The sequence below is a fragment of the Nocardia sp. NPDC049737 genome, assembly GCF_040674755.1.
Classification (GTDB): Bacteria; Actinomycetota; Actinomycetes; order Mycobacteriales; family Mycobacteriaceae; genus Nocardia.
Genome location: NZ_JBFANH010000001.1, coordinates 346793 through 360397, shown reverse-complemented (window position 1 = coordinate 360397; position 13605 = coordinate 346793). Strand labels below are relative to the sequence as shown.

At 64.2% G+C, this 13605-nt stretch carries 13 protein-coding genes and 1 pseudogene; 5 read left to right on the top strand and 9 right to left on the bottom strand.

What is annotated here, in order from left to right:
- Positions 1-72: 72 nt before the first annotated feature.
- Positions 73-672 carry a TetR/AcrR family transcriptional regulator gene (locus AB0J47_RS01680; protein ID WP_364339291.1) on the bottom strand — a complete coding sequence of 200 codons (600 nt, stop codon included), beginning with the start codon at positions 670-672 and terminating at the stop codon, positions 73-75.
- Positions 659-1525 (bottom strand): alpha/beta hydrolase, encoded by an 867-nt coding sequence (locus AB0J47_RS01675; RefSeq protein WP_364339289.1) that lies wholly within the window; start codon positions 1523-1525, stop codon positions 659-661. Before AB0J47_RS01675 ends, AB0J47_RS01680 begins: the two co-directional genes overlap by 14 nt.
- A gap of 162 nt (positions 1526-1687) precedes the next feature.
- Between AB0J47_RS01675 and AB0J47_RS01670 the strand changes: the two genes are divergently transcribed.
- The gene (locus AB0J47_RS01670; protein WP_364339287.1) at positions 1688-3118 is read left to right on the top strand and encodes an amidase; all 1431 of its coding nucleotides are present in this window, start codon (positions 1688-1690) and stop codon (positions 3116-3118) included.
- Positions 3119-3288: 170 nt separating this feature from the next.
- Here AB0J47_RS01670 and era read toward each other — a convergent pair whose 3' ends face one another.
- From era to AB0J47_RS01640, 6 genes are all read right to left on the bottom strand, one after another.
- The gene (gene era / locus AB0J47_RS01665) at positions 3289-4224 is read right to left on the bottom strand and encodes a GTPase Era (protein ID WP_364339285.1); all 936 of its coding nucleotides are present in this window, start codon (positions 4222-4224) and stop codon (positions 3289-3291) included.
- Complete coding sequence (locus tag AB0J47_RS01660; protein WP_364339283.1) at positions 4193-4552, bottom strand: cytidine deaminase; 360 nt, start codon at positions 4550-4552, stop codon at positions 4193-4195. Before AB0J47_RS01660 ends, era begins: the two co-directional genes overlap by 32 nt.
- Positions 4549-5898: a hemolysin family protein gene (locus AB0J47_RS01655; RefSeq protein WP_364339281.1), complete on the bottom strand. Its 1350-nt coding sequence runs from the start codon at positions 5896-5898 to the stop codon at positions 4549-4551. Before AB0J47_RS01655 ends, AB0J47_RS01660 begins: the two co-directional genes overlap by 4 nt.
- Entirely contained in the window at positions 5895-6449 is a 555-nt protein-coding gene (ybeY, locus tag AB0J47_RS01650; RefSeq protein WP_364339278.1) for an rRNA maturation RNase YbeY, read from the bottom strand. The genes AB0J47_RS01655 and ybeY overlap by 4 nt, the downstream gene beginning before the upstream one ends.
- Positions 6450-6513: 64 nt before the next feature.
- The gene (locus tag AB0J47_RS01645) at positions 6514-7575 is read right to left on the bottom strand and encodes a PhoH family protein (RefSeq protein ID WP_364339787.1); all 1062 of its coding nucleotides are present in this window, start codon (positions 7573-7575) and stop codon (positions 6514-6516) included.
- Positions 7576-7794: 219 nt separating this feature from the next.
- On the bottom strand, positions 7795-8712 hold the full coding sequence (locus tag AB0J47_RS01640; RefSeq protein ID WP_364339276.1) for a LysR family transcriptional regulator: 918 nt from the start codon (positions 8710-8712) through the stop codon (positions 7795-7797).
- A gap of 88 nt (positions 8713-8800) precedes the next feature.
- Between AB0J47_RS01640 and AB0J47_RS01635 the strand changes: the two genes are divergently transcribed.
- Together AB0J47_RS01635 and AB0J47_RS01630 are read left to right on the top strand one after the other, a co-directional pair.
- Positions 8801-10015, top strand: coding sequence for an MFS transporter (locus AB0J47_RS01635; RefSeq protein ID WP_364339273.1), 1215 nt, complete (start codon positions 8801-8803; stop codon positions 10013-10015).
- Between the two features lie 312 nt (positions 10016-10327).
- Positions 10328-10657 carry a zinc-ribbon domain-containing protein gene (locus tag AB0J47_RS01630; RefSeq protein ID WP_364339270.1) on the top strand — a complete coding sequence of 110 codons (330 nt, stop codon included), beginning with the start codon at positions 10328-10330 and terminating at the stop codon, positions 10655-10657.
- A 71-nt stretch (positions 10658-10728) separates the two neighbouring features.
- Here the strand turns inward: AB0J47_RS01630 and AB0J47_RS01625 are convergent, their stop codons facing one another.
- Positions 10729-11355 carry a TetR/AcrR family transcriptional regulator gene (locus AB0J47_RS01625; RefSeq protein WP_364339266.1) on the bottom strand — a complete coding sequence of 209 codons (627 nt, stop codon included), beginning with the start codon at positions 11353-11355 and terminating at the stop codon, positions 10729-10731.
- Positions 11356-11582: 227 nt separating this feature from the next.
- On the opposite strand from AB0J47_RS01625, the gene AB0J47_RS01620 reads away from it, so the two are divergent.
- Both AB0J47_RS01620 and AB0J47_RS01615 read left to right on the top strand, forming a co-directional pair.
- The gene (locus AB0J47_RS01620) at positions 11583-12515 is read left to right on the top strand and encodes a metal-dependent hydrolase (RefSeq protein ID WP_364339263.1); all 933 of its coding nucleotides are present in this window, start codon (positions 11583-11585) and stop codon (positions 12513-12515) included.
- Positions 12515-13600, top strand: a pseudogene (locus tag AB0J47_RS01615) (hypothetical protein); the annotation flags it as partial. The gene AB0J47_RS01620 and the pseudogene AB0J47_RS01615, both read left to right, overlap by 1 nt.
- Between the last annotated feature and the right edge of the window lie 5 nt (positions 13601-13605).

Below are 13605 nucleotides of genomic sequence, written 5' to 3'. Positions count from 1 at the left end.
ACAACCCGTGCCCTCCCACACAAGTTGCGACCTATGTGTGGAGACCACCAGTTATGCGACACCGGGCAAATGTCAGGTGCGGAGAATCCCTCCGATGAGCAGCATCAGCGACTGCTGCGCCTGCGCTTGCGCGGCCGCCTTATCCGTGGCGTGGGCAACGATCAGTCCCGCTTCGGCGACCGCGCTGAAAATCAGTTGAGCCAGGACCGGAATCGGCGCGTCGGCGATCAGCCCCGCATCGCGGGCGCGTTCCAATTCGGCGATGACCAATCCCAGCCCATGGCGCGCCTCGAACTCGCGAAACGCCTGCCAGCCGAGGACGGCGGGGGCGTCGTAGAGGGTGATACGGATCATCTCCGGGCGCTGACAGATCTCCAGGAAGACATTCAGGCCGATGGCCATCGAGGTGAGGATGTCATCGGGATTCCCTGCGCCGATGGCTTTTTCGATTTCCTGCGTGGTCTCGACCTCTATTTGCTCGAGCACGGCCAGGAACAGTCCGCGCTTATCACCGTAGTGGTGGTGCAGGGCACCGCGAGTGACTCCCGCCTCGGTCACGAGTTCCTCGGCCGAGGTCGCCGCGAAACCGCGCTCGGCGAACAACCGGCGACCGGCTTGTTCGAGCGCGGCTCGGGTGGCACGGGAGCGATCCTCCTGACTACGGCGTTGCATGCGCCCGAGTGAACTCCAGAATCGTTTCGGAGAGCAACTCGGGCTGATCTTCGGGCAGGAAGGTGTAGGAGTCGTCGATGAACTTCAACGTCGCGTTCGGCAGCTCCGCGGCCAGGCGTTCGGCGAATTTCACCGGGAAGATTTTGTCCTCGCGGGCCCAGGCGATCAGCACCGGAATCCGCACCGACGGAAATCGGGTGGCGGCGTCGAGCGTGTAGCGACGATGCACGGTCTTCAGAAACCGGCGCAGATCCTTGCGGATCGCCGCCGAATTCCGGCTCGGCCACAGGTAGGAGTCGGCGATCTCCGGCGGGACCGGGCGCTTTGCCACCCAGCCGAAGGCGATCGGCAGACGATGCAGCGCACGAATCCGCATCAACTCGGTCAGCGGCCGTAGCGAGCCGGGCACCCGCGCCAGCACGGGCAGCGCCGCGAAGGCAGGCGGGAAGAACGCCTCGTAGGCGTCGCACGAGGTCAGCACGACGCGGCCGATCCGCTCCGGTCGACGGGTCAGCAGCAGTTGGGTGATCGCGCCGCCGGTGTCGTTGGCGACCACGGTGACGTCGGTGAGGTCGAGTCGCTCCAGGAACTCGGCGATCAGATCGGCGACCCCGGTGGGCGTGAGATCGGCTGTGGGGACCGGGATTTCGTGTGAGCCGAGCGGTAGGTCCGGACTGAGGCAGCGATAGCCCGCCGCCGCGATGGTGGGAACGACTTTGCGCCAGAGATCGGAGTTGACGAGCAGACCGTGTACGAAAACGACCGGCGCGCCCTGCCCCGTGTCGTGAAACCGAATGCGGCCGCCGGGGAGATCCACCTCATGCGTGCGGCCGAGTGACGTACTGATTCCCATGGTTCCTCCATGTGTTGGCAGTGTGTTTCCACCATTACATACATACGGTATGTATGTCCACAGTTCAGCCTCCTACCTGGGGTGGAGATTCGTGAGCCGATGTGGACGGTTGACCAACTCCGCGCTACGGTGCAACGAACGATTGAAGGAGACGGAGCTCACATGACGGTGTCCGACGCCACCCTGCGCCCATTCGAGACCGCCGAACTCGGCCTCGCCGACTTCGCGGCCGCCCTCGCACAGGGCAGGATCAGCTCCGTGGCCGCGGTCGGCGCCGCGCTGGACCGGATCGAGGCGAGCCAGCCGACCCTCAATGCCTTCCGCATCGTCCGGCGCGAAAAGGCACTCGCCGAAGCGGCAGCGGCCGACGAGCGCCTGGCCTCGGGTGCACGACTCCCCCTGCTCGGCGTACCGATCGCGATCAAGGACGACACCGATATCGCCGGTGAGCCAACGGCATTCGGCTGCGGCGGCGATCTCCCGCCGAAAACCGAAGACGCGCAAGCGGTTCGACGGCTGCGCGCGGCCGGTGCGGTGATCGTCGGCAAGACCAATACCTGCGAACTCGGCCAACTGCCGTTCACCAGCGGTGCCGCCTTCGGCCACACCCGCAACCCATGGGGTGCCGAATACACACCGGGCGGCTCATCCGGCGGCTCCGCGGCCGCCGTCGCGGCCGGATTGGTACCCGCGGCACTGGGTTCCGACGGCGCGGGCTCGGTCCGCATCCCGACCGCGTGGACCAATCTCGTCGGCATCAAACCGCAGCGCGGCCGCATCTCCACCTGGCCGGCCGCCGAGGCATTCCACGGGCTCACCGTGAACGGACCGCTGGCACGCACCGTCGCCGATGCCGCACTGCTGCTCGATACCGCCGCCGGACCGAATCCCGGCGATCTGCACACACCCGAACCACTCACCGTGTCCGATGCCGTCGGCCGCGATCCGGGACGACTGCGCATCGCCCTCTCGCTGCGAATCCCGTTCACCGCCACCAGAACCGCGCTGCATCCGGAGGTCGAAGTCGCGGTGCAGCGCATCGCCACCACACTGCGTCGCCTCGGTCATTCGGTAACCGTGGCGGACCTGCACTACGGCATCATGATCGGCGCTTCCTTCCTACCGCGCTCGCTGGCAGGGGTCAGCCACGTCCACGACAGAATGCCCGGCATACAAGTGGATCCACGCACTACCGCGAATGTCCGGTTCGGCCGTGCACTCAGCGGGCCTGCACTGTTCGCGGCACGTCAAGCGGAAACGTTGCTGCACAAGCGAATCGGCGGCTTCTTCCGCGACTACGATCTGGTGCTCGCCCCGACCACCGCGACTCCCCCGCCGCGTGCCGAAGAGATCGATGGCATCGGCGTCAACGCCACCAACGACCTCATCACAGCCGCATGCCCATACACCTGGCCCTGGAATGTACTCGGCTGGCCGGCGGTGAATGTTCCGGCCGGTTTCACAGATAATGGCCTGCCGGTAGGCGCGCAACTCATGGGCACCGCGAACACCGAACCACTCTTGGTTTCCGTTGCGGCACAACTGGAATCGGAGATACACTGGGAACGCCACCGCCCCGAACCGTGGTGGTGAGTCAGCGATCGGGCGAGGTCCAGACCTCCCGCACTTGCGTCGCGAACCTTCCGAAGCACTCCCGGCGGCCCGGAATCAGCACGGACAGCCGCCAACGGGCCGACTATAACAGTGCGGGCGCATTGCCACAGCGGGCTCGAATGCTCCCCATTTTCGGGGTATCCCTGCCGTCAGAACCCCAGCTTGCCAAGCTGTTTCGGGTCGCGCTGCCAATCCTTGGCAACCTTGACGTGCAGGTGTAGGTAGATGCGGACACCAAGGATGTGTTCGATTTGTTGGCGGGCGTTGGTGCCGACCTCTTTGAGTCGCGCGCCACCCTTGCCGATGACGATGGCCTTCTGCGAGGGGCGTTCGACGTAGAGCAGGGCGTGCACGTCGAGCATGTCTTCGTTCTCTTCGCGCGGAAGGACCTCTTCGATGACCACGGCCAGCGAATGCGGGAGCTCGTCGCGCACGCCCTCCAGGGCGGCCTCGCGGATGAGTTCGGCCATGAGGGTTTCCTCTGGCTCGTCGGTGAGCTCACCGTCGGGGTAGAAGGCCGGACCCTCTGGCATTTTCGAGGCGATGACGTCGACGAGGACCTCGACCTGTTCGCCCTTGACGGCGGAGACCGGTACGACATCGTTGTCCGGGCCGAGTAGTCGCGACAGCGCCATCAGCTGTTCGGCGACCTGGTCGCGGCTCACCTTGTCGATCTTGGTGACCACACCGAGCAGGGTCGTCTTCGGCGCCATCTGCTTGATCTGCTGCAGGATCCACTTATCGCCGGGGCCGATTTTCTCGTCGGCCGGAATGCACAGCGCGATCACGTCGACTTCGGAATACGTATCGCGGACAAGGTCATTCAGGCGTTGACCGAGCAAGGTGCGCGGCCGGTGCAGCCCCGGGGTATCGACCAGGATGAGCTGGGCATGATCGCGGTGCACGATGCCGCGGATGGTGTGGCGGGTGGTCTGCGGACGCGAGGAGGTGATCGCGATCTTCTGCCCGACCAGCGCATTTGTCAGGGTCGACTTGCCGGTGTTCGGGCGGCCGACGAAACAGACGAACCCGGAACGGAATTCGGTGGTCTTCTCAGCCACCCTGCACCTCCGCGCCCGCGGCATCGTCGACGATCTCGAAGACCGCACCCGAACGATCGGTGAAGACGATGCGCGCCTCGGGCGAAACCTCGCGAACCGCGGAGACCCCCGCATCCGATAATCTGCCGCCGACGACCACGGCCGCCTCGAATCCCTCTGCACCACTGGAGATCGCGGCCGCGACCGCCGCCTGCAGCGCGGTCAGTCGCAGGGACTCCAAGGCGACATCACCGGCCGCGTAGGTGCGGCCGTCGGTATCGCGGATCGCCGCGCCCGAGTTGCCGTCGGTGCGGCCGAGCGCGCCCTTGGCAAGCACCACGAGTTTGGTGTCCTCGGCATCCAATTCGGTCATTCGCTATCTCCGTTCTCATCACGATCGGACGGGATTTCCCGCTCGGATCCGTTACTTTTGCGCTTGCCGTTGGACTTCTCGGCATGCGATTTTTCCTGCGCCTTGCGCACCACGACGGTGTGCACCCGCACCCGTCCCCGCGCGTCCGCACCGCCTTCACCACGCAGCAGCAAACCGTGCACAACGGCTTTGGAGCCGGGCAGCGGCACCCTGCCCAGTGCGTGTGCGAGTAGCCCGCCGACGGTATCGACGTCCTCCTCCTCGATTTCCAGGCCGTACAGTTCGGCCAGATCGTCGACCGACAGCCGCGCCGAAACCCGGTAGCGGCCCTCGCCGAGGTCCTCGATGGGCGGAGTTTCGTCGGTGTCGTATTCGTCGGCGATCTCACCGACGATCTCCTCGAGCACATCCTCGATGGTCACCAGCCCGGCGATGCCGCCGTATTCGTCGACCAGCAGCGCCATATGGTTTCTGCGGCGCTGCATTTCATCGAGCAGGCTATCCAGCGGTTTGGAGTCGGGCATGAACACCGCCGGACGCATGGCATCGCGCACCTGCACCTTGCGACTTCTATCCGCATACGGCACAAGATCTTTCAGATATACCACGCCGAGGATGTCGTCGACGTTCTCGCCGACCACCGGAATGCGGGAATGACCACTGCGCACCGCGAGCGACATCGCCTGTGCCGCGGTCTTATCCGCCTCGATCCAGACCATTTCGGTACGCGGCACCATCACCGCGCGGGCCGGGGTATCGCCGAGTTCGAAGACCGACTGGATCATTCGGCGTTCATCGTCGGCCACCACACCGCGTTCACCGGCCATCTCGACAACTTCCCGCAACTCGATCTCGGATGCGAAGGGGCCATTGCGAAATCCCTTACCCGGGGTGATCGCATTACCGATGAGGATCAGCAGCCTGCTGACCGGACCGAGCACCGTGCCGATGAACTGCAGCGGCAGCGCCGATGCCAAGGCGATGGAGTAGGCGTGCTGTCGACCGAGTGTGCGCGGTCCGACGCCGATCACCACATAGTCCACCAGCACCATGACGGCGGCGGTGAACAGCAGCGCCCAATTGTCATCCCACAGCGGGATCAATGCCGCCGCCAACAGCACCGTCGCACAGATCTCGCACAGAATACGAAGCAGCACAAGCAGATTCACATATCGCGGCCGATCGGCCACGATCCTGGTCAGCCGCACCGCGCCGGGCCGCTCCGCCCGGACCATATCGTCGAGACGTGCCGGTGAGATGGTGTTCAGCGCCGAATCGACTGCGGCGAACACTCCACCGACCGGGACGAGCAGAACCGCCAGCAGGATCAGGGTCAGCGAACTCACGCGGGGCCTAGCGCCTCACCGGGCGTTGTGAAACCGGCCTTCCCCAGCAGCCGGGCATCGCGCTCGGCCAATTCGGCTCGCCGCTGTGCCTCGCGCAGGCTTTCATACCACTCCTCGAGCAGCCGCGCCTGCAGCGCGAACATCTCCTTCTCCTCCTCCGGCTCGGCATGGTCGTAGCCGAGCAGGTGGAGCACGCCGTGCACGGTGAGCAGCGCGAGTTCGTGATCGAGCGAGTGACCGGCCTTGCGGGCCTGGCCCGCGGCGAATTCGGGGCACAACACGATATCGCCGAGCATGGACGGACCCGGTTCGGCACTGTCGGGGCGACCACCGGGCTCCAGTTCGTCCATCGGGAAGGACATGACATCGGTCGGGCCGGGTAGGTCCATCCAGCGCATGTGCAGATCCGCCATGGTGTCGAGATCGACGAGCACCATCGACAGCTCGGCCGCCGGATGCACATCCATCCGGCGGATCACGAATCGCGCGACACTGACCAGGTCTTCTTCGGGTACGTCGACACCCGACTCGTTGGCGATCTCGATGCTCACCTGATCAGGGTATTCGGTGTGCCCGGGTCCGCACCGCGCGGCTGGCCCGGACACGTCCGTCCCACTATCGCCGATCTCCCCGGCTCGCGGCACGACGCTGTGCGCGATTGCCCGGATAGTGCGGTCCGACCTGGGTGACCCGTTCGGCCTCGGCCCGCTCGTAGGCGTCGACGATATCGGAGACCAACCGGTGCCGAACCACATCGCTGCTGGTGAGCTGGGCGAAATGGATATCTTCGATGCCGGTCAGGATCTCACTCGCCGCGCGCAGACCCGAGCGCGCGCCATTGGGCAGGTCGACCTGGGTGACGTCACCGGTCACCACGATCTTCGAGCCGAATCCGAGCCGGGTGAGGAACATCTTCATCTGCTCGGCCGTGGTGTTCTGCGCTTCGTCGAGAATGATGAACGAATCGTTCAGCGTGCGACCGCGCATATACGCCAGCGGTGCGACCTCGATGACACCGGCCGCCATCAGCTTCGGAATGGCCTCCGGATCCATCATGTCGTGCAGCGCGTCGTAGAGCGGTCGCAGATACGGGTCGATCTTCTCGTTGAGTGTGCCTGGCAGGAAGCCAAGACGCTCGCCCGCCTCGACGGCGGGACGGGTGAGGATGATCCGGTTGACCTGCTTGGTCTGCAGTGCCTGTACGGCCTTGGCCATCGCCAGATACGTCTTGCCGGTGCCCGCGGGGCCGATGCCGAACACGATGGTGTTGGCGTCGATCGCGTCGACGTAGCGCTTCTGGTTGAGCGTCTTGGGCCGAATGGTTTTACCGCGCCGGGACAGAATGTCCAGGCTCAGCACCTCAGCCGGGGATTCCGAGGAACCCTCGGTGAGCATGGATACGGTGTGGCGCACCGCCTCCGGGGTCACCACTCGATTGCGACCGGTCAGCGCGACGAGCTGCTCGATCACCCGCTCGGCGAGCGCGACATCGGCCGCCTTGCCGGTGAGGGTGACGGAATTGCCGCGGACATGGATATCCGCATCCAGCAACTGCTCGAGTTCACGCAGGTTCTGGTCGGCCGAACCGAGGAAGGGGAAGACGGATTCGGGAGCGAGTTCGATGCTGGAACGCACGGTGCGCGCTGCCGGGCCCGAACCGTTGTCTGCGGCACCGATGCCTGCCGTGGGGGTGGTCGGGTCGCCGATCTCGCCTTGTGTTCTCAAAAGTGGCTATAGCCTGCTTTCCGGTCTCGAATTGCTGCGTCGTTGATGAAAGTTTAACGCGCCCCACTGACAACACGCATTGAATAAACGGCTACCTACGCCGTAGCGATTGCTTGCAGGTCGCTCGAAAATGGCCAGCGGCCAGCGTGGCGATTGCCTGGCGGTCGCTACTTACCGTCGTGGCATCGGGATCCCCCCGCGCCGACGTGCCCAATCCTCGGTGAAGTCACGAAATCGACGCACCGCATCCGATGGCGGAGCGGTCGCCGACCAGATCAGCCCCACATCACGGGCCGCTGCGGCATCGGCGAGCGGGACGGTCACGATGCCTGATAGCGAACCGGCTGCGGGCGTGGGATCTTCCAGCGGCAGCAGCGCGACGCCGAGTCCAGCCGCGACCAGACCCGCGGCGGTGCGCAGATCGCTCGATTCGAAGGCGATGCGGGGGCGGATATTCGCGGTGGCGCAGAGTTCGTCGAGAATGCGGCGCATACCGAAACCCGAGTGCATGGTGATGAATTCGGCGTCGCCGAGATCGGCGAGACGGATCTGTCGGCGGGCGGCGAGCCGATGTTCCGCGGGCACGGCCAGCGCGAGCGGCTGCGCGAGCAGTTTGCGCCAGCCGATGCCCGGGACCGACGGACGGGGCGACACGATCGCCAAATCCGCTGTGCCGTCCACTATCTGATCGATTACCGCATCGAACGCACCCTGCCAGAGGGTGAACGAGATGCGGGACGAACCGCGCCGGAAGCCGCCGATCAGTTGCGGGATCAGCCAGCTGCCGAAGGAGTGCTGAAACGACAGGCGGACAACGCCTTTCGCTGGATCAGCGAGATCGGCGACGGCCTGCGCGGCGGCATCGAGTTCGGACTGGGCACGGCGGGCGTGTTCGTAGTAGGTCCGGCCGAACTCGTTCAGCACGATGCGTTTTCCGTGGCGGTCGAAGAGTTCGACGCCGAGACGGCGCTCGAGACGGGCCAGCATGCGCGAGAGCGTCGGCTGGGCGATATGCAGCCGCTCGGCGGCCGCGCCGACGCGCTCCAGCTCGGCGAGTGTCGTGAACCACAGCAGGTCGTCACCCAGCACGTCCGGACCTTTCCTTATGCATCTAGCACATTAGAAACCAGATTACTATTCATTTCCTTTCTTAATGGCGAGTCTCGATCCTGGTGCCATGACCAGCACATCGCACGAACGTCGGATCACTACAGCGCTGTTCGCCGCAGGGCTGGCCACCTTCGTGTCGATGTACAGCGCGCAGGCGTTGCTGCCGAGCCTGTCGGCCGCATTCGGAGTCGCCCCGGCGCAGGCCGCGCTGGCCGTGTCGTTGACCACCGGGTTTCTCGCGTTGGCGATCGTGCCGGTCAGTGCGTTGTCCGCACGGATCGGACGGACCAGGGTGATGACGGGGTCGGCGGTGATGTCTGCGGCCATCGGTCTGCTGCTGCCGTTGAGTCCATCGCTGGAGGTGCTGCTGGCGGGGCGGGCGCTGCAGGGCGTGGCGTTGGCCGGAGTGCCTGCCGTCGCGATGGCGTATTTGGCGGAGGAGATCAGTGGGGACGGGTTGGGCGCGGCGATGGGCGTCTATGTCGCGGGCACGTCGATCGGCGGGTTGTCCGGGCGGTTGATTCCGGCATTCGCTTTGGATCTGGCCTCGTGGCGCTGGGCCGAGGCCGCGGTTGGCGTTGCGGCGGCCGGTTGCACCGTTTGGTTCGTGCGTGGGTTGCCGCCGTCGCGTGGGTTCGTCGCCCGACCCGCCGGAATGCGCACCGTGCTGCGCGATATCGGCGCGCCGTTGCGGCACGGCGGGCTGCTCGCGCTGTTCGGGTTGGCCTTCGTATTGGTCGGCGGATTCGTATCGATCTACAACTTCCTCGGCTATCGGCTGACCCGGCCGCCGTTCGAATTGCCTGCGGCCGTTGCGGGCTCGGTGTTCCTGCTGTACCTGGCAGGCACGATCGCCTCGGCCGCGGCAGGGCGTTGGGCCGATCGGATCGGTAAGCACCGTGTGCTCGCGGCCTCCGTCGCACTGATGGGCATCGGAATACTGGTCACCATTCCGGACCAGTTGATCGCGGTCATCTTGGGGATAAGCCTTTGCACCGCAGGGTTTTTCGGTGCCCACGCGGTGGCGAGCACCTGGGTCGGCGCGATAGCTCCCGGTGGCGCCGCATCGTCGCTGTACCTGTTCACCTATTACCTCGGAAGCGCCATCATCGGTGGTACGGCAGGCATCGCATATGCGAAGGGAGGATGGGTTGGTCTGGCGGCCTGCGTCGGGGCGCTGCTGGTCGTGGCCGCAGTTCTGGTGTGGTACTTGACGATTCACGCTCGCAGCGGAGTCGAAACCGTTGCCGCTTCCGAAGTATGCGCCGCGCCGACGGCGTGATATCCGACAGTCACCTGCGGTGTCGGCGCTCATGACCGCGGGGTCGCAGGCCAATGATCTCGGAGCCTAGGGCGAACGGGCTGTACGCACCTGAGTTCGGACGTTTTCAGCAATCGAATAGCAATGTCGCCAGATACCGCTCCACTGATAACATCACAGGGTTCGGGCCATATGCGCCAACCGCAGAGGTGGCCGCCTGTTAACTAGATAGTCGCTTGGCCGATCAACTACTGTGACCGACATCAGATTCTCTTTCTTCGGGGGTTTCACATGCTGATCTTCGGCTGGCAGAGGCGTCTCCACACGCTCGCCATGATCACCTTGCTCTGCGGCCGCTGCGGCAACCCCGCCGCGCACGCGCTGCGCAGACTCGCCACCACATTCACAGTCTTCTTCATCCCGATCCTCCCACTCGGTAACAAGCACTACATGGAATGCACTTGGTGCGGCGCATCGACACCCCTCGCCGTACCCCAAGTCACCGGCCTCATCGCACGCGCCAACGCCGAGAAAATGGGTTCCGCCCAGTACCAGCAGCCTTCCCCAGGCCCTAACGGACAGTGGCCCGCCCCCGGCGCACCCAACGCCCCCTGGCAGCAGCAGCCCGCCCCCGGCGCGCCGAACGGCCCGTGGCAGCGCTGACCCAATCGAGGGTCGGCCCGCGACGACCGCAGTCGAATGGCAGCACGCCCCGACACACCGCAACAACCGGGTCAGCCCCCGCGTCGTCCGTTCGGCTTCCGTTGCGCGATGATCGCGGCTCCCATCCAGCGTCGTAAATATCGACGCAGCTCACCGTCGCTCCGTGGCGGATTGCCCGGAGAAACGAAGAACGACTGCATCGTTCGCAGAATGTATTCGACGAGTTCGTGCAGCGATGTGTCGTCGTATCCGTACCGCTCCCAATCGACGTCGAAGCGTTTGATCATCGTCATGCCGAAGGTTTGCGCCTCTTGGGAGGTAAGGCTTTCGGGGTGCACATTCGAATATGTGCTCGAAAGCAGAATGCCCAGGTGGGGCGTCCGACGCACCTCGGCCAGCGTGTAGACCACGCCCTCGGTCATGGCTTCGACCGGGTCCTCGATGCCGCTGACCTGCTGTGTCAGCCGATCCAGGAAACCATCGACCGAAGCGATCGCCGCAGCCTGCATCAGCGCGTCCGAACTGGGGAAGTATCGATACACCGTCTGACGGATGACCCCCAGCGACTCCGCGACGTCGGCAATGCTGATCTCCGAACCCGTCCGTCCGATGAGATCGACCGCGGCGGCGACTATTCGACGGGACGCTTCTTCATCGCTGTCCGGCGGGCTCCCGCCCCACCCACGCCTTCCTGCCACTGCTCGCTTCCTCGGCTCGAACCAATGTCCGTCGCGTGCGAAACCGACAGCGGGACAACCCCGCCGACCGTCCTGATCAGGGACTCGACGCTACCACAGGGCGATCTTTGCCCAGCCCGAGCAATTCTCATCATACACTCGAGCCGATTTATGTATGATCACTCATCGAAGCTTCGGCGTGTCCGAACACGGCTACAGCCCCCTTTCGAAACACGAGGTACAGCCAAGTGACCGATCTACAAATCCGAAAGATGCGATTCGCATTCGCGGACTACGACGTTCCGTTCTTGTGGAACGAACAGAATCCGGCCTTCTCGTCCATGGCCAATGCGGTGTCCTTCCTGGCGATCGGCTTCGAGAAGATGATCGTCAATATGATTCGCGAGGCCATGCCGCGGATAACCGATCCCGAGGTCGCGGAGGAAGCCGACGCGTTCGTGCGTCAGGAGGGGCAGCACTCGACCGCCCACCGCCAGCACGCCAACGCTCTGATCAGGCGATACCCCGGGCTCCAAGAGACTCTCAACGAAGTAATCGCGGAATTCGACCGACTCACCGTGAACACCTCCCTGGAGTATCGGCTCGCCTACACCGCCGACCTGGAGGCCACCTTCACCCCGGTGTTCAAACTGATGCTCGACAATGATTCGACTCTCTTCCGTCCCGGAGACGACCGGGTCGCATCGCTGTTCATCTGGCACTTCGTCGAGGAAGTCGAACATCGCAGTTCTGCGCTGATCATCTTCGATTCCATTGTCGGCAGCGACGCCTACCGCATGCGCATGGCTCCGTCGATCTTCCGGCACGTCATGAAGGTCATCAAGGTGGCCTGCGCGGGATTCAATAAGCATGTGCCGCAGGAGGATCGGCGCATCGATGCACTGGCGATGTTTGCGACGCACCGGAGTAAGCAGAAGCTGCGGAAGTTGTTGCGACTGCCCGTCGAGGACAACGGTCCGATGTCGCGCGCGTTCGACGATCTACGACTCGGCGAACAACTGGTCGCGATGGTCGGCATCGTCCGCAGTCAATTGCCCAAGCACAATCCGGATCACGAGAAACTTCCCGCACTCGCCGATGTGTGGTTCGAACGCTATAACGCCGGTTACGACGTATCGCACTGGTACACCGCCGATACCGTCGCAGCGCAGGGGGACTGATGGCCGATCATTGCGCACCCACCTTCGACGAACTCGCGAAGGCGCTCGGCTTTTCCTGTCAGGAGGCCGGTGGACTCGTCGAGGTGCGAAATCCGTTCGCATTGGAGAACTGGACGCTGCCGGTGCTGGAGTTCACCATCGTCCTCGGCGCGGTGCTGGCACTGATCTACGCGATTGTGCGGTTGCGTCGGCACGGCGATCCCACCAATCTCGTGGTCTGGTTCGGTGCGACGGCGTACCTGTTCATTATCGAACCGCCGCTGTACTTCCCCGCAGCCTTCGGCATCGACGAACATGTCGACACCATGTTCGCGCACAACGTCTTCACCGTGGATTTCCTCTGGGGTCGACTCCCCCTCTATATCGTGGCGATCTATCCATTGATGGCCACATTGGCCTTCGAAATCGTTCGAATGCTCGGCGTTTTCCGTCGATACGGCGTTCTCGTCGGCGCGGTCTGCGTGGGCTTCGTACACCACGGCTTCTATGAGATCTTCGACCATCTCGGACCGCAGCTGCGCTGGTGGGAGTGGTCGATCGAAAACTCGCTCAATCAACCGATGTTCGATTCGGTACCGCTACCGAGCGTGGTGGTATTCGCCGCGCTGTGGCCGATGTCGCTGGCGTTCTTCGTCCAGTTGTTCGTCGGTCGCCATGTCGACCAAGGGCGCAGCTTCTCCGGACCGCAATTGGTGTGGCGCACCGTCGTCATCGGTATCCTCGGGTCTTTGGGAACCGGCGTATTGCCCATCCCGGCAACGGTTTTCGGTGCCGGTAGCACCTCGGTGCGTGGATTCCTCTATGCGGCCGAATTGGTCATCGTCAGCATCGTCGCGATTCCGGTTCTCACTCGACAGTGGCTGCGGCTACGAGACGACCACTCGGATTACTCGAACGGCTTCGTGCGAATTTACAGCGTCGTCTATCTGGGCGTGATGGCATTGCTCTGGGTGACCGCGCTGCCCGATTACTTCGCTGCCGTCGACGGTTCGACGAGTAATGGCGACCCCATCGGGAATCTCTGGTACGCGCTGGCGTGCTTCGCGGTCGCAACACTCTGCGTGTTCGCGATCTTCACGGTGCCGTACCG